This window comes from Bacillus sp. 179-C3.3 HS, from assembly GCF_047229225.1.
Lineage (GTDB): Bacteria > Bacillota > Bacilli > Bacillales > Bacillaceae > Bacillus.
This window is the reverse complement of record NZ_JBFEFT010000001.1, coordinates 81,506-104,715: the sequence shown is the minus strand read 5'-3', so window position 1 is coordinate 104,715 and position 23,210 is coordinate 81,506. Positions and strand designations below refer to the sequence as shown.

The window sequence follows — 23,210 nt, the reverse complement described above, 5'->3', positions numbered from 1 at the left end:
TATGAAGAGGAAAAAGTTCATATCACAATCTTACGTCTAGTACGAAGGAGATTTTTTCATCATGATATCTAGCATGGCTTCGAACGTATCACAAGCGATCAATTGCTGAATGAATTTGACATTATGCACAAACTCTCCTAGTAGTTGATACATTCCTTTTAAATCCTTTGCGTTCTCTTTTTCAACACAAAGCAAGCAGACAAATTGGACTTTTTTCTCTCCCCAAATAATAGGCTTTTCTAAAGTACAAATCGCCCAAAAGGTCTCTTCTGTCAGCGGGGTCATAGGGTGAGGAATCGCTGTATAGTGCCCAAATGAGGTCGGGGCAGCCTGCTCTCTCTCCATCACAGATTGCGTGAGCTCTACTGGCGCTAGACCCAAGTCGATGACTTTTTGCGTGAGAAAGGTCATCACTTCTTCCTTTGTCTGAAAATCACACTTTGTAAAAACCAATTCCTTTTTAATAAATCGAGAAGCCAATGTCACCTTTGCTTCACTTGTAAGGGCTTCTTCAATTTTCAAAAAATCGCCGCCTCCTAAAATGGTGTTCACTTGTATGACAGGAATCGGTAACTCCATTTGGATAGGGATTGTCGTGATAATCAAATCAAGCGCGTGTAAAGAGACGTGTGGAAGTGAGTAAAGCTCTGCTGTTCCTAATATGTTTAGCTTCGAGCCAAATCGTGACCGTAGACTATCTTGTAAAAGCCTTGCACTCCCTGCACCAGACGCACAGACAATCAGACAGCGCTTCGGAGGAATTGCCATATCTCTTCGCTCCAACGCAGCACCAAAATGAAGGGCGATATAGCCAATTTCATTTTCATGAATTGATAGTCCCGTCTTTTCTTCAATCACCCTGCTCGCAATAATTCCGGCTTCAAATGCAAGCGGATAGCCAATTTTGATCTCATTGAGCATAGGATTTCTTAAATTCATCCCATATTTACATCGGTTCATGGCCGGCTTTAAATGCAGACTTAATCCAACGATTAATTCACCATCACCCGCTAAATCAAGCTGTAATTCCCGGTCAATGGCTGTGAGCATCGCCTGAACAATCTCACTTGTGTCATCATCGACGATCTGTTTTTGACCGCTTGATGAAAAAGACTGCATCATTTTGGCTGTGCCAAGCAAATGTATCGCAATGTAGACAATCTCTTCTTGTGGAAATGTGACATGCAGCACACCTTCAAGGCGCTCCACTATTTTTTTGGCAACCTTGTATTCTTTTGTCCGCGGAATTTCTTCCATCTCCTCTGGAAGTACAGAGACATAGTTCCCCTCTCTCATGCGCTTGCAGGCAATGGCGATATGGACAATTAAATTGTTCATACAGATGTCTGATAGACTCATTTTTTCCTCATTGATGTTCTCAATCATTGTCTTCTGAATGCATGCCATTTCCTCTGTTGGCAAGATGGTCACAGCTGTTTTCGGTATTGGTTGATCTGCCTGACTCCCATTGAACAAATATTCTGACATACAATAACGGATTTTCATTTCTGATCCTTTGATTCGACAGCCTTTATTCGGTTTTGCTTCTAGCGAGAGGTCAAAGTGCGCTAGTTTCCGTTTGACCCATTTCATATCATTGCTTAACGTAGATTTACTAATAAACAGCTGATCTTGTAGTTCTTCTAGCTTCACAAAGGGCTCTGCCAATAACAATTTTTTCAAAATAAACCGAACACGGTCTTCCGGCAACGTAGCCAGTGTCTCTTCCTGTTCTACCTCCTCCTTAATAAAACGGCGAAAGGCATTCTCATCATTGATTCGCAGTTCATAGCCGGCTCCTCTCACAGCCGAGACAGTCGCTTCATAAGGAGCAAGGTGGTCATTCAGTTCTTTAATGTCTGTACGAATGGTGCGGCTGGTGACTTGCAGACTAGCAGAAAGCGCGGCGCTCGTGAGGGGAGTCTCAGCTGCCATCAGCTGACTTAAGATGTGAGCCAGTCTTTTACTCAGCATAAGATTAGCCTCCTTCTTTCAGGTGGAGAATCTGCCTTGTCTGGACAGGTTGTATGCACTTGCAGGTTCTCTTCATTACTCATATTCTACTGAAAAGACTTAAAAATTGCCAACTCATTTATATGACAAATGAACCTATGTATACGACAATCCAAAACTAAGGACCTATGAAACGCTTGTGATTCATCCTTTTTAAGCCATAAAAAAAGCCGGTTTTAACCGGCTGAGACGTTACGTTGTTTAGATGTTTTCCGTTCTTTATATATTTTCCTGATCACTGGATAAATCACAGGAGCCCATTTGACGATTCGTTTCAACCATTTCTTCATTTTCCCCCGCGCCTCCTTATTGACGTTCTTAAAAAACATTACCCCTTTTTTTCATGACATAAACAGGTGCGGGAGAGCAGGAGTTAAATCACGCCTTGTGCGATCATCGCATCTGCTACTTTGCGGAATCCTGCAATGTTTGCCCCTACAATTAAGTTACCCGAGTGTCCATATTCGTCGGCTGTTTGTGTACACTGACGATAGATGGATTGCATCATCTGTTTTAGCTGACGATCAACTTCTTCAAACGTCCAAGACATTCTTACGCTGTTTTGTGACATTTCCAATGCAGAAACTCCTACCCCGCCAGCATTAGCGGCCTTTGCTGGTGCAAATAAAATACCGTTTTGTAAAAATACTTCAACAGCCTCAAGCGTCGATGGCATATTTGCGCCTTCTCCCACAGCTAACACCCCATTTGCCACAAGCTGTTTGGCATGCGTCTCCGATATTTCATTTTGCGTCGCACATGGCAGTGCAATATCACAAGGAATGGACCAAATTTGCCCGCATCCTTCTATAAACTTAGCGTGTGGATGAATCTCTGTGTATTTTTCAATACGCTGACTTTCAACTTCTTTCAGCTGCTTGACTGTCTCAAGTGAAATTCCTTGCGGGTCATAAATGCATCCGCTTGAATCGCTACAAGCGACAACCTTCCCGCCTAATTCCATCACCTTTTCCATGGCATAAATCGAGACATTTCCTGATCCAGAAACAACGACTGATCGACCTTCGAATTGGAGATCATGGGATTTCAACATTTCATCCATAAAGTAAACCAGTCCGTAGCCCGTTGCTTCTTTTCTCGCTAAACTTCCTCCGTATCCAGGGCTTTTCCCAGTGAGAACACCCGCTTCATAGGCGCCTCGCATTTTCTTATATTGACCAAACATGTAACCAATCTCTCGTGCACCTACACCAATATCTCCAGCAGGCACATCTTGATCTGGTCCAATATATCGACTAAGCTCACTCATAAAGCTTTGAACAAAACGCATGATTTCCCCATCCGACTTCCCTTTCGGATCAAAATCAGCACCGCCTTTGCCTCCGCCGATCGGCAAACCTGTCAGTGCGTTTTTAAAGATCTGTTCGAAGCCTAAAAACTTAATGATACTGGCATTGACGGATGGGTGAAAGCGGATGCCTCCTTTATAAGGACCTATCGCACTATTAAATTGAACCCTAAATCCTCTGTTCACCTGTACTTTACCTGTATCGTCTACCCATGGTACACGGAAAACGACAAGGCGCTCTGGCTCAACGATCCGTTCTAAAATGCCTTGTTTTTCATACTCAGGGTGCTTTGCGAAAACGGGGATAAGCGATTCAAGAATTTCTTTAACGGCTTGTAGGAATTCTTCCTCACCTGGGTTTCGTTTTTCTACATCCTCTAGCACGCGGTGGATATAGCTTTGTGCTGTTTGTGCATCTCGATCTAAGGTCAACATGTCTCCTTTGCCTCCTTTTATATGTCACATCTATCATTGTTCGATTTCCTTACGCATATTGAGATTAATTTAACACCAATTGTAAAATCTGATCAATATTGATAACAGATCAAAACGATGCCGAATTGAGATCAATTCAATCATTGCACCTGTATTTAGTAAGGAAGGACGCCTAAGGAATGACCATTGTGCTAGAAATGATCAAATGAACTTTCACCATCCCGCATGATTTGACAAAATGGTGAAGTTGACATGTTTTCTGTATCACCTCACATAAAAAAAAAGGCCGAAAGACGTAATCAAAAGAAAGGAAGCATCAATCTTTTCGTAGCTTCCGCTCTCTCTTTTGATCAGGCCACACGACACAAAGCCAATATAAAATAGAAGATGATGGAAAATTAAACAATCCGATAATTCCCCAGAACCATTTATAGCGCCCTCTCTTTTTCGCATCTATGAATAAGAAGATTCCTTGGGCAAACAGTAACGGTAACACACATAATAAGATGATCATTTCATCCTGACTCATCAAGAAGACTCTCCTTTTATTTGTCGATATTCCTTCATGCCAACAACGATACAAGCCGGTATGCTCACTACTTGCAGGATGATGAAGATAAACGGCAACTGTGTGATCGCAGCGGCGAAGATCGACAGAATGGTTAGGCTGATGAAGACATATGTGAGCACTTCTCGTTTAAATCGTTTTTTCTCTTTTTCTTTCGCCTGTTTCAGCATCATCATGACCGTCTGCTCACTCGGTTTTTCCACTTGAATCTGTTCGTCTAATTGCTGTAAATTTTCTTTTAAACGTTCGGTGAAACGCTCTTCCTTCATAAGAGCCACTCCTTTCGAATTTTCTTTAACCCGTGATGCACTCTTGATTTAACCGTTCCTTCTCTCATATCGAGCATGGACGCAATTTCTGGGTAAGTAAAGCCATAATAATAATGCAAAATAATAGGTGCTCTTTCTTGAGCCTTCAACTCATGTAACGTATCCCACATCTCATGCCATGTATGACCTCGTTGTTCAACATCCCATTTGAAGCGACGTATGGCCTCTTGATTGGCACGGTTTTCCCTCAATTGTTCACGTTTTCTTTTTTTCTGATGATCTAAAAATTGCCTTGATGCAATGGAGATCAGCCATGTAGAAAATAATGAATCCCCTCTAAAGGTTGATAGCTTCATATATGCTTTCAGCATGGTCTCCTGCATTAATTCTTCTGTCAGCTCTTGATGAAGGGTGAGTTTGATCAAATATCGGTAAACAAACGAATAATATTCACGATAAAGCGCTGTAAATGCGGCATCATCTCCTTGTTTTGCCTGCTTAATCAATAATGCCTCGTCCACTTGCTCCAAACATCTCCCTCCTTCCTCTATCCTCTTCCATTGATTATGAGACGACACGACCAAAGGAATCGTTCAACATCAAAACGATTTTTTTAAAAAATGTTCATTTCCATGCTAGTCTGCCACTCTTTTGCCGGTTTAACATCCACTTTTTTCTTATGAAATGATTATGACATTCGTTCTCCTCTAACAAAATGACATTTTAGTAATCATGATGATTTTTTACAAAATGAAGAGTCTCTGCCCCATAATCACGATGTCACCACAGTACCTATCGTCAATGATCCTCGTCTTATTTAGATGAAAATGAAATAATCATCCCCTTAGTTTCCTAGAAAATCTCAGAATCACGAGCTCCATGTCTTAGCCGATGATTACTTTTTGCGTGCTATGCTCTTCCTACATTCCGAAAGAGGCGATGCCAGCGAACAGAGGAGGTGCACGTGAATCGCAGCTAATTTTGGAAACGTTTACATTATAGCGTCAAAAAAATGAAAACGAATGGAGAGGATCGTTTTGAAGAAAAAAATCCCTATGTTAGCCAGTGTGTTAGCGGTTGGCCTCGTGACTTCATTATTTGCACCAAATGCGGAGGCAAAGGCAACCACTAAGTATCCAGAAAGCCCTTCGATTATGGCCAATTTTAATCAACAAGGTTTCTCCACATTAAATGGCGGCACAACAGGCGGTGAAGGCGGCAAAACTGTCACAGTAAAAACTGGAAATGAACTTTTAGCGGCTCTTAAAAACAAAGGAACCAATGAGAAGTTGAAGATCGTCGTCGATGGGACGATCACTCCTTCTAATACATCTGCAACTAAAATTGATGTGAAAGATACAAATAACGTATCCATCGTCGGTAAAGGGACAAATGGTGAGTTTAATGGAATTGGCATTAAGGTATGGCGAGCCAATAACGTGATCATCCGCAACTTGAAAATACACCACAGTAAAATTGGCGATAAGGATGCCATCGGAATTGAAGGCGGTTCGAAAAACATCTGGGTGGATCATAATGAACTGTACAATACATTAAATTCCGGGAAAGATGATTACGATGGTTTGTTTGATGTGAAAAAAGATTCCGATTACATTACATTCTCTTGGAACTATGTACATGACAGCTGGAAATCAATGCTTATGGGTAGTTCTGATAGTGACAACTACAACCGCAAAATCACCTTCCATAACAACCGCTTTGAAAATCTGAACTCTCGTGTACCGTCCATGCGTTACGGGGAAGGGCATGTGTATAACAACTACTATAAAGGCATCATCACAACGGCCATTAACTCTCGGATGGGCGCGAAGATGCGAATTGAGCACAATGTATTTGAAAATACAAACAACGCAATCGGTAGCTGGGACAGCTCTCAAGTTGGCACTTGGCATGTCGTGAATAACTCCTTTATCAACAGCACAGGCAGTCTACCAACGTCTTCAACAGGTACGTACAACCCTCCATATTCTTATTCTTTACTTAACGTGAACAATGTAAAATCTGAAGTGATATCAAATACAGGTGTTGGAAAAGTAAACCCTTAAACCACCAAACGTTCGGGCAGATCACCTGTCCGAACGCTCTTCCCATTCATTTTATTTACATACTAGAAAACGGACGATCCATCTCGTATAACCTTTGATAACGCACGTTTTCTCTCAATAATTCATGATGATGTCCCTGCATTGCAATCTGTCCATCTTCAATAAACATTATCTGATCACACGCTTCACAGCCGGTCAGGTGATGGGTAATCCAAATCAACGTTTTTCCTTTTAGCACACGGAAAATTGTTTCAAGCAATTCACGCTCCGTCCGAGGATCAAGCCCAACGGTTGGTTCATCTAAAACAACAATCGGGGTGTTTTGTAGCAAAATCCGAGCCAACGCTATACGCTGTCTTTCTCCTCCTGAAAAACGAACCCCCGTCTCTTGTACACCTGTGTGATATCCTTCTGGCAAAGACTCAATATCATCGTGCAGCTGTACTTGTCGCGCAGCTTCTTTCACCTGCGCCTCTGTCGCCTCTGGTGACCCTAATCGAATATTATTCAAGACAGACGTATCGAATAAATATGGCTGTTGATTGAGCACAGACAAATAGGCTGACACATTTTCTTGAATACGCTGCACTGGTATCCCTTGAATGGTGACAACACCTTGATTAGGTACGACTGCCCCTTGCAGTAATTTCAAAATAGTTGACTTACCCGCACCACTTCTGCCTAAGAGAGCAAGTGATTCCCCTTGCTTGAGAGAAAATGATACGTTCTGAAGTACTTGATGCTGCGTCTCGTATCCAAAAGTTACTTGATCAAAACAGACAGATGGACCACGAGTTACGGTTAACTGATCCAGAGACTCTCCCTCAGATTCCCCTTCATATGACTGCTTTTCGTAATGCGTTAATCTGCTGACGGCATGCTGATAAACGGGAATATCACCTGCCGCATCTGACAGCGGAAGAAAGGCTTCTGTTAATGGAAACAGCACAAGCACAAAGGCTGCAATCAGTGTGTGTGACATCGATCCTGACTGAACGACTGAGCCGCTCCAATACACCACAAGTAGAACCGCTCCCCCAATGATCAGCTGTGCGAGAAATTGGCGCAGACGGATAAAACGGTGATTTGTGGCTTCAAGAGCTAACAGCTGGGCTTCTTTCTGTTCGTAGCCTTCAACAAAATCTTTTTGCCTGCCGCTAAACAACCAATCACTAACCCCCATGACGGCATCTGTTAAATGATTGTACAGCTCATTTCTGCCTTGTTTCATTTGAATTTGTCTCGCCCGGTTCACAAGCACCGTGACGTATGGGAACACAAATACGAGAAGTGCCATATAGAGCAACATCAATCCGGCAAATGGCCATGAAAAGAGTCCAAATGCACCAATGGAAGCTGCATATAAAAGCAATGCGCCAATGGATGGAAAGATGGTCTTTAAATAAGCATCCTGTAATCGCTCCACATCTTCTGACAAGAGCCCAAGCATTTCACCTGTACCAAGCTTTGTCTGTTTGGCACTTCGTTCAGCCATGTCATACAAACGTACTCGCATCTTTTCAATCATGGTCAAAATCAACTGATGACTTGCCAATCTTTCTGCATAACGGGCAGCAGAGCGTGAGATACCAAAAGTACGGACAGCCACAATCGGCACGTAGACCATCAAAATATTCTCAGGTCTTGTCGCTGCTTTTGAAATGAGAAATCCGGAGGTATACATCAGAAGAGAAGCAGAGAACACAGCAATGGTGCCTAAGAAAATCACCAAGGCAAACAGTTTTTGATTCTCCTTGATATAAGGTATAAACCAGCCTTTACTCATCATGTGTGACCGCCCCCATTTGCTCCTGTACCAATTGATAGTACACACCTTTTCTTTTCATTAATGACTCATGCGTTCCCATTTCTGCAATGGTACCTTGATCCATCACAATGATTACATCCATATCCGGCATCCAATGAAGCCGGTGTGTCGCTAGGAACACAAGTTTATTCTCAAATAGCGGGAGCATGGTTTTTTTCAACTCATACTCTGTCTCAATGTCGAGATGTGCCGTCGGTTCATCTAACAGCATAATCGACCGTTGACCTAGCACAGTCCGGGCCAGCGCAATTCGCTGCGCCTGTCCACCGCTTAGACCTCTTCCTTGCTCCCCAATGACCTCATCCAGTCCGTTTGGCAGCTGCGCCACTAGCTGAGATAAACCAGCCTCCTGCACCGCTCTTTCCACTTCTTCATCTGTTGCATCCGGTTCATAAAAACGAATGTTTTCCTTAAGCGTCGTGTGAAATAAATAGGGGTGCTGTGGCATATAGACGACTTCCTTTTGCCAAGCATTCATCTGCAAATGAACAAGAGGCTCGCCGTTTATCTTAATGCGACCAGAAGTTGGTTCGACAAATCCGCCCAGAACATCCGTCAACGTCGATTTCCCTGAGCCACTTGCACCAATGACTCCTACCTTTCTCTTCCCCTTGACAGTGAGGTTGACGTCACGAATTGAATAAGGCGCATGTTCTTCATGCTGGACACAAACATCATGCAGTGACAGCGAATCCTGATCTGTCCATCGTTTTAGCTGTATCGATTGTGTATCCTGCGTTTGGAAGCCCTTTTCATCTAACATCACCTGAATGGCCTCATTTGCTTCTTTTCCATTTAAGGTCGCATGATAATCATTCCCCACCTCACGTACCGGCAGAAAATATTCAGGTGCCAGCATTAATGCCGTCAAAGCCGGCAATAACAAAAGCTCCCCTTCAATTAACTTTAAGCCAAGAAACACAGCGACGGTGGCAACCGATAACATGGAAAAGAAATCGAGGGCAAATGACGAAAGAAAGGCTATCTTCAGCGTGCTCATGGTCGCCTTTCGATATCGCTTTGACACCTCAGCAATATTGAGAGAATGCTTTTTACTGATGCCTAAGTAACGCAGCGTTTCAAGACCTCGGAGGGAATCAGTAAAATGATTGGATAGTTTCTCATACGATCTCCACTGTTTGGCCGCTTTAAGTTTGGCGACAAGGCCAAGCAATATCATAAAAACAATTAAAATCGGCAAAGTCACAATTAAAATGACGGCAGATGTTTCATCTAATGTCCAGACATACACGAGGACCATGACCGGAATGACGGCCATGTTCACCATTTTAGGCAAAAACAGCTGTAAATACTGACGATATTGGGCAATTCCCTCCATCGCTAATGTCACAAGCTTTCCAGTTCCCTTTTTCTTTGCAAAGGCTGGACCTAACCGAAATAGTTGGTCTAACAGCTGTTTTCGCACGTCTGCTCCAATGCGAGTAGAATAGACAAACATGACTTTCTCTCGAATCAAGGTAAGGCCATGCCGCACCGCAAAGGCAGCAAGAAACAGCAAGACATAAGGCGTCGCCTGTGTGAGGCCTTTCCCGTCAAATAGCGTAGTAATAGCATGTACCAGCCACTGTGCTTGAAAAATGATACTTGCTCCTTGGATGAGCGACACAATACCTAAGAGGGCAAGAAGCCCTCTCATTCCTTTTAGTTGCAGCAAACGTTTATCCATTAGTACGGCATTGGCTCCTTACCGCTGACACGCTTACGGAAAACGTAATAGCTCCAAATTTGATACCCAAGCACAAAAGGTAACAAAGAAAGGGCTACAATCGACATAACCGTCAGCGAATAGGACCCTGATGCAGCATTTTGAATCGTTAGGTCAAACGACTGGTTAATGGAACTGATCATCACTCGCGGGAACAATGCGACAAAGAGCATCGACACTGTGACCATAATACCTGCCCCTGTGAACAAGAATGTCCAGCCATCACGCTCTTTTTTCATGAAAATAAAAGCAGCTACATAACAGATCACAATTAACACAGTTAAAGGAATGGTGATGATTGGGCGCACTGTATAAATGTCTGTTTCAATGATTGACACACCGACAAATAGAACTAGTAGCGGCAGTGTAATCAGCCATACACGCTGTCCAAGCTTCCTTGCGCGCTGTCTTAAATCACTTTCTGTGCGAAGTGTGACAAAGATCAAGCCATGCAAGAGGCAAAGGACAGTGACTATCACGCCGCCGATGACTGAATAAAGATTGACAAAGTCTGTAAAACCAGCATACATATTCATACTTTGATCAATTGGCATCCCACGTAAAATACTTGTGAACAAAACACCCAATAGAAACGGCGGTAGCAGACTCCCAAAGAAGATCACCCAGTCCCACGTTTTGATCCAAGAAGCTTTCTCAACCTTCCCTCGAAACTCAAAGGCGACCCCTCGCCCGATGAGCGCTAATAAGAGAACAGCAAACGGAATATAGTATCCGCTGAACATCGTGGCATACCAATGAGGGAATGCTGCGAAAATGGCTCCACCGGCTGTAATCAGCCAAACCTCATTGGCATCCCAGAAAGGACCGATGGTATTAATTAAAATACGACGTTCGTGATCATTTTTTCCAAGTAGATGCATGGACATCCCTACACCAAAATCAAATCCTTCTAAGAAGAAAAAACCAACAAACAACACTGCGACAAGAATAAACCAAATCTCGTTAAGATATGCCATGATACGCGCCTCCATCAAATGGATCTGTAGACAGGTCCGTTTCATCCTTTTGATCTGTGTTCTCTTCAGAGTGTGCACCTTTTTTAATTTCTCGAATGAATAAGTAGGCAAGCACGATCGCGAGAATTAGATAAATGGTCGTAAAGCTAATGACTGAGAATAACAGCATGCCATATGATACGTTCGGTGAAATCGATTGAGCGGTCGTCAGCATACCAAAGACGGTCCACGGCTGACGCCCGATTTCAGTCATAATCCAGCCAGCTGAGTTCGCAATAAATGGGAAAGCAATCATCCACACCATGAAGCGTAAATACCATTTGTTCGATTCAAGTTTCTTTCTAAAGCTCAAGTACAAGCCAATCATACTGGCAAATATCATGAGCATCCCTGAACCTACCATGATTCTGAAACTCCAAAACGTTGTTTTCACTGGAGGAATGTAGTTTCCTGGGCCATACTTTTCTTCATACTCCTTTTGAATTGTCAGCATGCCTGGAACATCTCCACTGAATTTCTGATAAGCCAAATAACTTAAAGCAAATGGAATATTGATTTCCCCAGTGTTTTCTTTCTTATCTGTGTCAATATTGGCAAATAATGTCCAAGCGGCTGGGTCTCCACTATCCTCCCAGAGACCTTCACTTGCTGCCATCTTCATCGGCTGTGATGTCATCAAATGCTTCGCTTGTTCATGCCCAGAGAACGCTACACCTATACCAGAAAAGAGAGAAAGCACCATGGCGATCTGGAATGACTTTTTGAAAAAAGCCACTTCTTGCTTTTTGATCATTTTATAGGCACTAACACCTGCAATAAAGAAAGCACCTGTTGCAAGTGAACCGAACAGGACGTGCGGGAATTCCACCCAGAGCTGTGGATTGGTGACAAGAGCCCCGAAGTCATTCATTTCTGCACGGCCATTTTCCATGACAAATCCAACTGGTTCCTGCATAAAAGAGTTGGCTAGTAAAATCCAAAACGCCGAAAAAATCGTACCTAGGGAAACAAGCCAAATACACAGCAAGTGAATTTTCTTCGGAAGACGATCCCAACCGAAAATCCAAAGGCCAATAAATGTCGACTCAAGGAAAAAGGCCAATAGTGCCTCAATGGCAAGCGGTGCACCAAAAACATCACCGACAAACCTTGAATAATCAGACCAGTTCATCCCAAATTGGAATTCTTGCAGGATCCCTGTCACTACACCTACTGCAAAGTTGATGAGGAAAAGGTGCCCCCAAAACTTCGCCATTTTTTTATAAATATCTTTTTTCTTTACAACATACAAGGTCTGCATCAATGCGACGATAAACACCAAACCTATAGACATAGGAACAAAAATAAAATGAAATAATGTCGTTGAGGCAAATTGAAATCTTGCTAAAAACAGCTCACTCACAGCCTTACATCCTCCCTTACTTTCACATGCCGAATGAGATGAAATCATCATGCTCAATACTTCACAAAAAGTTCATTATTTGTTCAATCCTTCACAAATAATTGCTCTCTTGAAATGGCCCTCTAGGTGAAATTTTCCTCTTGATTTTCATTCGGTTAGTTATTTACACCTGTACTTTACACCCAGATGATTCAAAAATAAAGTAAATTTTACCTAAAAATTGGCTTTTATTGTGTCAGTTTTTCGAATACTTTGTCAAAAATATGTGACAGGCTTCAATGAACATCAAAAAAAATAGCGCTGCGTTCTAGCCACAGCGCTTTGTCATTTTACACTTTTTCCTGTAAAGCAGGTCTTGTCACTTGTACCTCATAGTACGTAATTTTGTTCTTCAATAGTCCTTCAGGCTTTGCTTTTCCATGTGCATGTGCGTCACCGAATGCCTGAGATTTCGTCCAATTGACAAAGTCTTCTTTTCGATTCCAGCGTGTATGAATGGTCACTTCATCGTAATCAGTCGTCTGTTGTGTGACCCATACCTCCATGCCTAAAAACCCTTCCATAAACTCTACTTGCCCCTGTTTATTAAACCGCTGGACAAGATGGTCGGCACTGCCCTTTTCTACTCTCACTTGGTTATTTACTATGATCATCTTCTGTTCATCTCCCTTTTGTTGTTGAATGGATGCGATAGGGATAATGAGCGGATGCTCCCCATTTAGGTGAACTTCAGCCTTTATCCCAAACACATCCTTGAAAAATTCCTCTGTGAATACTTCTTTCGGTGACCCGATTTGATGTACTTGACCACGCTTCATAGCAATCAAGCGGTCACAATATTTTGCGGCCTGCTGTAAGTCATGGAGAACCATTAGCACGGTAAGTCCATGTGTTTGATTCAGTTGTTTGAGCAGCTCTAGTAAGTCGAGCTGGTGGGCAATATCTAAATAAGTGGTGGGCTCATCCAGAATGATTGTATCTGTCTTCTGGGCAAGCGCCATCGCAATGTATGCCTTTTGTCTCTCTCCACCCGATAATGTGTGAAGCAACCTGTTTTCATTATTACGGCTATTTGTCACATCAAGCGCCCACTCAATGGCTTCCTGATCTGTCTTCGTTGATTTTTTCCAAAGCGAACGATGAGGGCTGCGTCCAAGCGCTACTAGCTCACGTACCGTCATCGCAGGTATTGCTGTTCTTGTCTGCAAGAGAACAGCGATCTCTTTTGCAATCTCCTTCGCCGTCATCTTATGTTGCGGGATATCATGAAGGTAAATCATGCCATTTTCGATAGATGTCAGGCGTGCGACTGCTTTAATAAAAGTCGATTTCCCTGAACCATTCGGTCCAATAATGCCCGTCATACTTCCCTTAGGGACAGCTGCTGAAATGGAAGACAGCTGAAAATCCCCTTGATTGAGACTCACCTCTTCCATGACAATCACATCCAAATTAACATCCAAATTAACCCCTCCCTTTCTTTTTTAATAAATAGAGGAAGAAGGGCGCACCTATACAAGCAAGTAATATACCAACAGGCAATTCAATCGGTGTGAACCAGACCCGTGCCGCTGTATCTGCAAACACCACAAGCACCGCTCCGCCTAGTATGGAAATAGGGAGTAAGTATCGATAGTCATCACCAATCAAGAGACGGACCAAATGAGGTACAACAAGCCCGACAAATCCAACTAATCCGCTGACACTGACAGCGACACCCGCTAAAAGTGCTGCCAACGCAATCAAGAAAAACCGAGTACGCTCAACCCTTAGCCCTAGCAGCTGTGCTGATTCATCACCAAGCAACAAAAGGTTTGCCGGCTTGATTGCAAAGAAACAGAGACATAATCCAACAAGCGCGTATGGTAAAACAAACTCCACATGGTGCCAGCTTCGTCCGTTTAATCCTCCTGATAAAAAAGGCAAAACAGCTTGCACACGTTCACTATAAAGCACCATCAACCCGTTCATGACCGCTCCAAGTAGTGCATTCACAGCGACACCTGCCAAAATCAATTTCAGCGGTGAAACGCCTTGATCAAATGACAGGACATACACAACAAGTGCCGCTAATAATGCTCCAAGAAAGGCGGCTATTGGAAGCAAGTACGTGAATTGTGGGAAAACAATCATAGTAAGGACAGCTGCCAGACCCCCACCAGCTGTGACCCCAATAATGCTAGGGTCAGCGAGTGGATTCCGAACGACTCCTTGCAAAATGGCGCCAGAAGCTGCGAGACACGCCCCAACGATGCAGCCTAGCAATACACGTGGCAACCTGATATCCAACACAATTTTTTCATAGACTGGTTGACCAGATCCCGACAAAGCAGAGACAAGATCAGCCATAGACAATTGAACAGACCCTAGGACAAGTCCTAGACATAGGGCCACACATAAAGAGAGAAACAATCCTGGAATAAGCCAATGTCGTCTCGTCTGCCTTTTTTGAAAATCTAGCTCTGAATTCATCTTCATGATGACAATCGCTTCATTTTCTTTTCGAGTTCATCAATCGCTCTGATGACGTCTGCACCCGGATTCGTACCGAATAAATCACTTGGTAGAACCTCCACATGCCCATTTTGAACAGCCGAGACATCATGCCATGCCGCGTTTTGTTTCATTTCACTCATAAAGCCTGCTTTCACATCTTCAGGGTTACTGTGTGTCATCAGCAAAATGAGATCAGGATCAGCTTCAATCACTTTTTCGGCATTGATTTGTGCATATTGTGGAAATGCCTCAAGGGCCGGCTCTTCTGCGGCAATATTCGTACCGCCAACAATATCTAATAAATGTCCACTCAAGGAATTTGGAAGTGCTGCCATATAAGTACCTGGCGCACCATACACGACAAGTGTTCTCACTTTTTTCTTAGGGTGTTTGACCTCTTTTTGACGCTGGTCAATTTGACGATTGAGCTTGTTCGCCTCCTGCTGTTTCCCCAGCATCTTCCCGAATAGTGTAATTTGGCGCTGGATATCCTTCACTGAATTGGCTTTCGTCAAAAGAAGCTGTGAACCAATACCTTCTATAGAAGAGATGTCCTTACTGTTCAACTGTTCATTCCCTAGGACAACATCAGGTCTTAAACTCGTGATGAGCTCTAGATCATACTGATGTGTGGACCCAATCGTTTGTACAGACTCAGCTTTTTGTAACGGATCTGGCAACTCAGCAGATGGCCGGCCGACCACCTCACCACCTAGGGCGTAAATGATGCTCATGTCCCCAGTCGATAGAGCAACAATGCGCTTAGGCGGTTGATCAAATGACAACGTTCTGCCGGCAAAATCTTTTACCTTCAGCGCCCCTTGCCCGCTCTCTTGATCTACCGTTACGGACTGACTGCACGCGCCAAGAAGCAGCAAGACGAGCCCTACCGTGATCACATGTAAGAATTTCAACCGTTCTCTCTCCTTTTCTCTTAAACTTCCTTTAACTTCGCCTGAACCACCAGACGTCCGCTTTTCGGTGCAAGCGCATGATCACAGGTGGATAAGGTGAGGATCAAGTCATCAGTGGATACGTCTGTCTTCGTTTGATAGATTGATTTCTGACGTACTGCTTGCAAGTAGTGTGCATATTCACCAAGATCTTGAAAATCGGTTTGGATGTAATCAAAATCCACCGTCGTTTCATACACCGCAAAAATTTCTGCTTCATACCTTTGATACAGCGTATCGTACTGAAATGTTTGGTGGTCGTTGAAAAAGTCCTTTTTCAAATAGTTTGTGAGTCCAGCGAACATCGATCCATCCCTCATTCGATGCCCATACACCACTGTATTGGGGCTTTCGTGCAAGACGTCATTTCGATAGTCCATAAAAATACTGCCTGCCCTCGTCTCATTCCTCAAATAGTTCCGTGTTAAATAGAAGGCATTATCATGTGACTGAACAATCGGATACTGAATCATTGTCCCATTTATATCGATCCAACCGACAATATCGTCATTCACTTGTCTCAACTCATCAAAGGACGTACGGATCTGTCCAGATTTCCGCGCCTCATTCGTCACTTCTTCGTGTCTATACATCGTCTGCGCTTGTGCTAGCACCTGACGATTCTGATAATATCCAAACAATTCTAGACCGATGGCCACTCCGCTAGAAATAAACACACCTAGACATATCCATGTCACGATGCGTTGCCCGATCCGTCTTCGTTTCACACTGCCTCACCTGCTTTTTCCTCAAAGCTTATATGCCAACAGGTACGATGTACATTCCTGTTTCTGCATCCTGTCTAATTGTGACGGACACATCATAAATGTGTCGCACCATTTCTTCTGTTAACACCTCGTTTGGGCGTCCTTCGTTTATGATCTGTCCATCCTTCATCGCAATGATGACATCACTATAGCGGACAGCCTGATTCATATCGTGCAACACCATCACAATCGTTAATCCATGCACAACATTTAATTCTCGAATGAGTTCAAGAATGTCAATTTGATAGTACATATCCAGATAGGTCGTTGGTTCGTCTAAGAAAAGAATCGGTGTTTTCTGGGCTAAAGCCATCGCAATCCATACTCGCTGCCGCTCTCCACCGGACAGTGAGGCGAGTGTCACTTTTCTTTTTTCCGTTAGCTTTGTACAGGAGAGCGCCCATTCAATCGCTTTTTCATCCTCTTCTTTGTCCGCTCCTCGCAACGTTTGGTAAGGGGTTCTACCGAATGCGACGACCCGCTCAATCGTTAAATCTAACGGGGCTTCATTTTGCTGATGGACGACAGATAGCTTTCTCGCCAGATCCTTTGGCTTGAACGCATGGAGCTTTTGACCATCTAGCGTAATCGTTCCTTTGTTTGGACGATGGTTATTCGCCATCAAGGACAACAGGGTTGATTTTCCTGACCCATTTGGACCGATAATGGTCGTAATTTTCCCTTTTTCTATACGCGATGTGACCGATCGCACGATGTCCCTCCGTTGGTCGTATGAAAAAGACACGTCATGAATGTCCATGTATGCGATCCCCCCTTCTCAATAAAAAGATCAGAAACGGCCCGCCAATCACAGCCATAATGGTCGAAGCAGGTATTTCGTTTGGCGCGACGAGCGTTCTGCCCAGCGTATCGGCTGTTAAAATGAGTAGTGCACCGCTCAATGCGGAAAATGGGATCAATACCCGATGATCGGAGCCGACAAGCCTTCTTGAAATATGAGGAATGAGCAACCCCACAAATGAGATCACACCCGCTACCGCAGCCGTCACCGATGCTAATAAAACGGCTGTTATTGATATGAAAAGACGCATTTGGGTCACGCGCATCCCTAAGTTTTTGGCAGTCTTATCCTGAAGTGCTAGCAGGTTACACCATTTGCTGAAAAAGAGGGCAATAACAAGACCAATGACACCATAGATGCCGAATAAGCGGACATCTCCCCACGTTTTCATCATCAGATTGGATTGCCCTGACTGATTGATCGTGATATTGAAATAGCTACAAATGGTCACAAATGCCTCTGCTAGTCCTGTAAACATGGCATTTATCGCAATTCCGACCAAAATCATGCGGATCGGACTTAAACCACCTTTCCATGACAGAACATACACTAGAAAGCATGCGATAGCGCCGCCTAATAATGAGAATAGAGGAGAATAGAAATAAAATTGAGGGAGCGCTGTAATTGTCATTAAAGACAAAAAGCTCGCACCTGATGAAATGCCAATGACACCCGCATCAGCTAATGGATTTCTCATGACCGACTGTAGCAGCACACCAGAGACTGACAAGGCAGCCCCAGTAAACATCGCAATGAGCATACGAGGCATTCTCAAATCTTTAATGATTTCTACCTGTGGGTGTTGACCGGTGATGAGCCCTTCCAACAATTCAAATGGCGTAACATGAATACTCCCAGTGATGGTGGAATACAGAAATACGCCGACCAGTAAAAGACTGACTATCAGAAATAAAATCCCTGTTTTTTTCATCTTGAACGTCCTTTTTATCATTAAAATTGGCCACTTATGATGGATACAACATGTGCGTCAATTCTTCTAATGCCTCTCCAGCCTTTAAATTGCCTGTTGTTCCAAATAAGCTTTCTTCTAAGTCATACACTCGGCCTTGTTGGACCGCTTTAAAATGTCTCCAAATATCATTTGTTTTAAATTCTTGATCAAACATTTTCACGACCTCTTCTGGCATACCATGTGCTGCTCGGAGGATGATATCTGGATTGGCTTTTTGTAAATACTCTGTATTAGACGCCAAGTACTCCATTTGCTCACCTTTGACAATATTGTCCCCTCCTGCAATACGCACGAGATCACCGATATATGAGTTCTCTGTCGCCACCAAGTAACTGCCTGGTACTCCAAGTAAAATCAGAACAGACGGCTTACGTTTTCCTTCCGTTCTCTCTTGTATGTCTTTCTTTTTTTGTTCAAAAGCTGACACGATCCGCTTGGCTTGTTTCTTTCTGTCATACTGATCTCCGAGCTTCGTAATGGCACTCTCCATTTTGTCTAGGCTCTCAAGATTTAAATAGGTGGTCGGGACACCTGCTTGTTGAAAAGGTTTCTCTAAATCATATTGAAGGGTTGTGACAGACAGGACTTGGGTCGGTTGAAGTGATTGAATGATTTCCATATCTGGGCTCATTGGATTGCCGACTTCTGGTAACCCTTTGTATCGAGTTGGCAATGATTTTTGACTTGTTGGCACCCCAACAAGATCCAGCTCTAGGGCATCCATGATCTCAACCGCAGCTACTGTCGTAGCGACGATGCGCTCGTTTGTTTCTTTTTTATTTTGACCTTCTCCTGACCGTTCAACTGTCTGTGAGCAGCCTGATGCGACCAAGCACACAAACAAAGCGAAGATCAGAATGCATAACATGCGATGCTTCAAAAACAGAAGCCTCCTTTCGAAAAAAGAGAGTGATGCGCCGAGATTTAGGCGCATCTCACGATCAAACAGAACCTACCTTGTACGTGTTTGATACTTTCTCACGAGCACAAGCAATGATCCCGCAAATAAAAGAACATATACCCATAAGAGCGATGTATCTCCTGTTTTTGGATTCACTTGACCTGTTTCAGACTTGGTTTGGTCATCCGTTGGATGGAATGTCATCTGCTCTGCACCAGTTTCCTCTGGGAGAAGATTCACCAGTTGGTTTTTGTGCGAATCGTTATCATTTTGATTTTTAACAAAGTCGATCTGCTCATCTTCTCCGATCACTGTCGCAATTCCGCTACCTTCACCAAGTGCCACTCCTTTCGTATCATAGACAAGCTTGACATCATATTGCTCGTGGTAGTTAGCCGCTGGGATGTCAATTTTCACGCGCGCTGTCTGGTGGCTGCTTAAACTATTTACTTCATATTGAATCACTCGTGTATCCGCTGTTTGATTTGTTTTCGCCACAAGTGTCTCTTCATATTTTCCGCCTGTCCCGACTTGGAAAGACGTGATAGCTGAGCTGTTCTTCACCGTATATGACACGAAATAACGACCATTTTTCACCACCAATGTCGCAGGGCTCACAACATAGTCGTTCATACGGGAAAGCTCGTCTTTGTCCGCCTTTTTCATTGAAAATGGAAGCTTGTAGACCCCATCCTTTAGTTGTTCCGTTTTTTTGCTCGATTCACCATGCTGTGTATCAGATGTTGTTTTATTTGGTTTCGTTGTTCCCGAAATAACAGATGGTGTTTCTTCCTTTACAGTACTGCCATTAAGTGGGCTGATACTGCTCGAATCAAATTGGAAACGAATGTCGTAGGTTTGCTCATAGCTTGCGGCCGCTACCACAATGTGCACTTTTCCTTTGACATCTTTATTGAGATCAGACACATCGAACGACACGACTCTCGTATTCTTTGCTTCATCTGTGCGAATGGTTTTCACTTCTTGATATGAGTGATTTCTCTCTGTTTTTAAAGAGGCAACAGACGTATGATCTTTCACCGTAAAGGAAATGGTTGATTTCCCGTCCTTTACTGTTAAAGTTGCAGGGTGTGAGAAGTACTGATTCATCCGAGAAACTTCATTCTCATCCCCTTTTAACACGTTGTAATCAATACGGTATTCACCATCTTTTAGTGCTTTCTGTGTAGGCGTTGTGCCGGTCTGTTGATCTGGTTTGGTCGTGCGATCATCTGGTGTTGTGCCAGTCTGTTGATCAGGCGTGACCTCACTGTCGTCCGGATTTGTGCCATTTTGATCATCTGGCTTGGACTCACTGTCGTCTGGCTTAGCCGGTGCCACTAGCGTCAGGCTGCTTTGGTCAAATGTCATTTGAACGTCATACGCTTCATCATAAATAAAGCCACCTAGATCCCAATAGATTTTGACCCAGCCATTTAATTTGGCTGACAAGTCTGGCACGTCAAACTTGATGACACGTGTATTGGCTGCTTCATCCTCACTGACCGTATCAGCCGTGACGAATGCACCATTTTGTTCAACCTTGAAATCAGTGATCTCTTTATTTTGCTTCAGAGTGACATAGGCTGTCGCCTTGCCATTTTCTATGATGAGTTTTGCTGGTTTCTCTGTGTAAGTATCCATCATGGATACCTCATCAGATCCATCTTTTAAGATCGTGAATCCTATTGTATATTCACCATCAACAAGCGTTGCAGCTTGAGCGGTTCCTTGAGATATGTGAAACGCACTCAACAAACTGAATAAAAAGAGCAGAATAGCTGCCTTTAGTGATAAAAGACGTTTCAATCGTGACACTTCCTTCCTTTAATGCTTTATGATCCACTTTCTCGCTAGAAATCCACCTGAACATATGGCAAGCAGAAGGAGCCAACCTACTTGACTTGTATCCCCAGTTTGAGGGTTCTCTTCTTTTTTCACATGAGTCGATGAATCAGATTCCTTCGTTGATTCATTTGCTTGCTTTTGGTTACTTTCTGGCGTGTTAGATGATTGGTTTGAACTGTTAGACGAAAGTGATTGGACACTGCTTTCATCAAATTTCAGCTGAATCGTATAATCATGATCGTAGTCAGCAGATTTCACAGTGACATGGATTTTTGATTTGATCGGCTTGGACAAGCTCTGTGCACTGAACTGAACGACTCGGGTATTGGCTTCTTTATTCGTCGATAAGACGTGTGTGTCAACATAACCGCCGTTTCCTGGGACCTTAAATTCCGTGACCCAACTGCTGTTTTTAATCGTCATTTGCACTGTCATCTTACCGTTTTTCACCAGCACCTTTGCTGGTTTCAGCCAATAATCATTCGCCATGGAAACCCCATTCCCTTCAGCCTTTAGAACGGTAAAGTTCATGGAATATGTCCCATCACTTAATGTCGCTGCCTGCGCGTTTGACATAGGCAATACGAGTGCCAGCCACATTGCGACAACAAAGGCTGGCAACATGATCATTTTTTTCTTCAAGGGAACTTCCTCCTTTTTATTGAACAGATGCTTGGTCAAACTTTAGGCGAATATCATAATTACCTGTATATCCGATGGCAGGAACCGTGACACTCACTTTCGCTGGTAAAACTGTGGTCAAGCTATCCACATTGAATTCTACTGTCCGCTTATTGGTAGCTTGGTTTGTACTAATGACCTTTGCATCTTTGTACACACCTTGATCCATTGTCTTAAAGCTTGTTATCCAAGAACTATTATTCAATGTGATTTGTGCCTTTATTTTTCCACCCTTTATGACAAGCTTGGCTGGCTTTTCAAAATACGAATTCGCTGTAGACGTCGATTGACTATCGGATTTCCATACGACATACTGCACCTGATATTGACCATCCGCTAATCCCGCTGCAGAAGCAGAGCTAATTGGTGAAATCGCAAATAACAGAACAAAACTAAAAAATAAAAAGATGTGTGAAGCTGAACGTATTGCTTTCATGTGAATACCCCCTAAATGATATTGATAATTATTCTCAATGGACAATAAAAAAAATAACCTTCACAGGAATATAACACCCTCCTATGAATGATTATGATAATCATTATCAATCGAGACTAAAAAATAAATCTTTGCTCCCAAAGAGCCAAAGATGTCTGTTTCTCGTTGATAGATGAATTCGAAAAGGTGTTTAGGCAATCTGTCCCATTCTTCACTCCATGGCATGACCTCCAATTCTCCAATACAGGAAAAAGAATCCTCTTCTCCTTGTTATTATATGATGGATAAATTTATTGTCAATATCATTTTTCATACTTTTGTCTTAGATCCCTGAAAGAATCACAAAAAAAATTCGACCAGTCACACTGATCGAATCGGTTTAGGTAGAAACTTGTTCACATTGATTGCTTGTCTGCCGCTCCAGAGACCACGCATACATTTCCCTGATGATCGGCTCTATTTTTTTCCCTTCCGCTGTGAGTTCATATTCAATACGCACTGGAATGTCGGGATATACCTTTTTCTCAACGAGATCTTCTGCTTCTAAATCTTTCAGTCTTTCAGATAACAATCTTCCGCTGATGTTCATTTCATTTTCAAGTTGACAAAAACGCTTTGGCCCTGTCAGAAGCTGATTGATGATGAGAATCACCCATTTCTTGCCTAGAATCTCCATCGCATCTGTAATTGGACAACCGTCTTGAGCCATATCTTTTCCCCTCCTTTTCACTTTTTTTATTATATTATAATTAATTACTTG

At 43.1% G+C, this 23,210-nt stretch carries 22 protein-coding genes; 1 reads left to right on the top strand and 21 read right to left on the bottom strand.

Annotation, left to right across the window (positions count from 1 at the left end; genetic code table 11):
• Positions 1 to 36: 36 nt before the first annotated feature.
• The 6 genes from AB1K80_RS00515 to sigY form a co-directional block, all read right to left on the bottom strand.
• Positions 37 to 1,974: a BglG family transcription antiterminator gene (locus AB1K80_RS00515; protein WP_412854664.1), complete on the bottom strand. Its 1,938-nt coding sequence runs from the start codon at positions 1,972 to 1,974 to the stop codon at positions 37 to 39.
• A 215-nt stretch (positions 1,975 to 2,189) separates the two neighbouring features.
• On the bottom strand, positions 2,190 to 2,303 hold the full coding sequence (locus AB1K80_RS00510; RefSeq protein ID WP_412854663.1) for a hypothetical protein: 114 nt from the start codon (positions 2,301 to 2,303) through the stop codon (positions 2,190 to 2,192).
• Between the two features lie 83 nt (positions 2,304 to 2,386).
• The gene (gene gdhA, locus AB1K80_RS00505; RefSeq protein WP_412854662.1) at positions 2,387 to 3,757 is read right to left on the bottom strand and encodes an NADP-specific glutamate dehydrogenase; all 1,371 of its coding nucleotides are present in this window, start codon (positions 3,755 to 3,757) and stop codon (positions 2,387 to 2,389) included.
• 316 nt (positions 3,758 to 4,073) lie between these two features.
• Positions 4,074 to 4,286 (bottom strand): transcriptional regulator, encoded by a 213-nt coding sequence (locus AB1K80_RS00500; protein ID WP_412854661.1) that lies wholly within the window; start codon positions 4,284 to 4,286, stop codon positions 4,074 to 4,076.
• Positions 4,286 to 4,594 (bottom strand): YxlC family protein, encoded by a 309-nt coding sequence (locus tag AB1K80_RS00495; RefSeq protein WP_412854660.1) that lies wholly within the window; start codon positions 4,592 to 4,594, stop codon positions 4,286 to 4,288. The genes AB1K80_RS00500 and AB1K80_RS00495 overlap by 1 nt, the downstream gene beginning before the upstream one ends.
• Positions 4,591 to 5,124: an RNA polymerase sigma factor SigY gene (gene sigY, locus AB1K80_RS00490; protein ID WP_412854659.1), complete on the bottom strand. Its 534-nt coding sequence runs from the start codon at positions 5,122 to 5,124 to the stop codon at positions 4,591 to 4,593. The genes AB1K80_RS00495 and sigY overlap by 4 nt, the downstream gene beginning before the upstream one ends.
• A 492-nt stretch (positions 5,125 to 5,616) precedes the next feature.
• Between sigY and AB1K80_RS00485 the strand changes: the two genes are divergently transcribed.
• Complete coding sequence (locus AB1K80_RS00485; RefSeq protein ID WP_412854658.1) at positions 5,617 to 6,660, top strand: pectate lyase family protein; 1,044 nt, start codon at positions 5,617 to 5,619, stop codon at positions 6,658 to 6,660.
• 55 nt (positions 6,661 to 6,715) lie between these two features.
• On the opposite strand, the gene cydC is transcribed toward AB1K80_RS00485, so the two are convergent.
• The 15 genes from cydC to AB1K80_RS00410 all read right to left on the bottom strand — a co-directional run bounded on the left by cydC (position 6,716) and on the right by AB1K80_RS00410 (position 23,159).
• Complete coding sequence (gene cydC / locus AB1K80_RS00480) at positions 6,716 to 8,449, bottom strand: thiol reductant ABC exporter subunit CydC (RefSeq protein WP_412854657.1); 1,734 nt, start codon at positions 8,447 to 8,449, stop codon at positions 6,716 to 6,718.
• Positions 8,439 to 10,175, bottom strand: a complete 1,737-nt coding sequence (gene cydD / locus AB1K80_RS00475; protein WP_412854656.1) for a thiol reductant ABC exporter subunit CydD — start codon at positions 10,173 to 10,175, stop codon at positions 8,439 to 8,441. The genes cydC and cydD overlap by 11 nt, the downstream gene beginning before the upstream one ends.
• Positions 10,175 to 11,191, bottom strand: coding sequence for a cytochrome d ubiquinol oxidase subunit II (cydB, locus tag AB1K80_RS00470; RefSeq protein WP_412854655.1), 1,017 nt, complete (start codon positions 11,189 to 11,191; stop codon positions 10,175 to 10,177). Before cydB ends, cydD begins: the two co-directional genes overlap by 1 nt.
• A complete protein-coding gene (locus tag AB1K80_RS00465; protein ID WP_412854654.1) occupies positions 11,178 to 12,593 on the bottom strand; it encodes a cytochrome ubiquinol oxidase subunit I in 1,416 nt (471 codons plus the stop codon). The genes cydB and AB1K80_RS00465 overlap by 14 nt, the downstream gene beginning before the upstream one ends.
• A 329-nt stretch (positions 12,594 to 12,922) precedes the next feature.
• Positions 12,923 to 14,056: a heme oxygenase gene (gene isdG / locus AB1K80_RS00460; RefSeq protein ID WP_412854653.1), complete on the bottom strand. Its 1,134-nt coding sequence runs from the start codon at positions 14,054 to 14,056 to the stop codon at positions 12,923 to 12,925.
• A gap of 1 nt (position 14,057) precedes the next feature.
• On the bottom strand, positions 14,058 to 15,071 hold the full coding sequence (locus AB1K80_RS00455; RefSeq protein WP_412854652.1) for a FecCD family ABC transporter permease: 1,014 nt from the start codon (positions 15,069 to 15,071) through the stop codon (positions 14,058 to 14,060).
• Positions 15,068 to 16,003, bottom strand: coding sequence for an ABC transporter substrate-binding protein (locus AB1K80_RS00450; RefSeq protein ID WP_412854651.1), 936 nt, complete (start codon positions 16,001 to 16,003; stop codon positions 15,068 to 15,070). The genes AB1K80_RS00455 and AB1K80_RS00450 overlap by 4 nt, the downstream gene beginning before the upstream one ends.
• A 20-nt stretch (positions 16,004 to 16,023) precedes the next feature.
• On the bottom strand, positions 16,024 to 16,770 hold the full coding sequence (srtB, locus tag AB1K80_RS00445; RefSeq protein ID WP_412854650.1) for a class B sortase: 747 nt from the start codon (positions 16,768 to 16,770) through the stop codon (positions 16,024 to 16,026).
• 28 nt (positions 16,771 to 16,798) lie between these two features.
• Positions 16,799 to 17,569 carry an ABC transporter ATP-binding protein gene (locus AB1K80_RS00440; RefSeq protein WP_412854649.1) on the bottom strand — a complete coding sequence of 257 codons (771 nt, stop codon included), beginning with the start codon at positions 17,567 to 17,569 and terminating at the stop codon, positions 16,799 to 16,801.
• Positions 17,556 to 18,542 carry a FecCD family ABC transporter permease gene (locus tag AB1K80_RS00435; RefSeq protein ID WP_412854648.1) on the bottom strand — a complete coding sequence of 329 codons (987 nt, stop codon included), beginning with the start codon at positions 18,540 to 18,542 and terminating at the stop codon, positions 17,556 to 17,558. Before AB1K80_RS00435 ends, AB1K80_RS00440 begins: the two co-directional genes overlap by 14 nt.
• A 34-nt stretch (positions 18,543 to 18,576) precedes the next feature.
• The gene (gene isdE, locus AB1K80_RS00430) at positions 18,577 to 19,464 is read right to left on the bottom strand and encodes a heme ABC transporter substrate-binding protein IsdE (RefSeq protein WP_412854647.1); all 888 of its coding nucleotides are present in this window, start codon (positions 19,462 to 19,464) and stop codon (positions 18,577 to 18,579) included.
• Between the two features lie 72 nt (positions 19,465 to 19,536).
• On the bottom strand, positions 19,537 to 21,294 hold the full coding sequence (locus tag AB1K80_RS00425) for an NEAT domain-containing protein (protein ID WP_412854646.1): 1,758 nt from the start codon (positions 21,292 to 21,294) through the stop codon (positions 19,537 to 19,539).
• Between the two features lie 18 nt (positions 21,295 to 21,312).
• On the bottom strand, positions 21,313 to 21,975 hold the full coding sequence (gene isdC, locus AB1K80_RS00420) for a heme uptake protein IsdC (RefSeq protein WP_412854645.1): 663 nt from the start codon (positions 21,973 to 21,975) through the stop codon (positions 21,313 to 21,315).
• Positions 21,976 to 21,991: 16 nt separating this feature from the next.
• Complete coding sequence (locus AB1K80_RS00415) at positions 21,992 to 22,450, bottom strand: NEAT domain-containing protein (RefSeq protein WP_412854644.1); 459 nt, start codon at positions 22,448 to 22,450, stop codon at positions 21,992 to 21,994.
• Positions 22,451 to 22,829: 379 nt separating this feature from the next.
• Complete coding sequence (locus AB1K80_RS00410; protein WP_412854643.1) at positions 22,830 to 23,159, bottom strand: winged helix-turn-helix transcriptional regulator; 330 nt, start codon at positions 23,157 to 23,159, stop codon at positions 22,830 to 22,832.
• Positions 23,160 to 23,210: the final 51 nt, after the last annotated feature.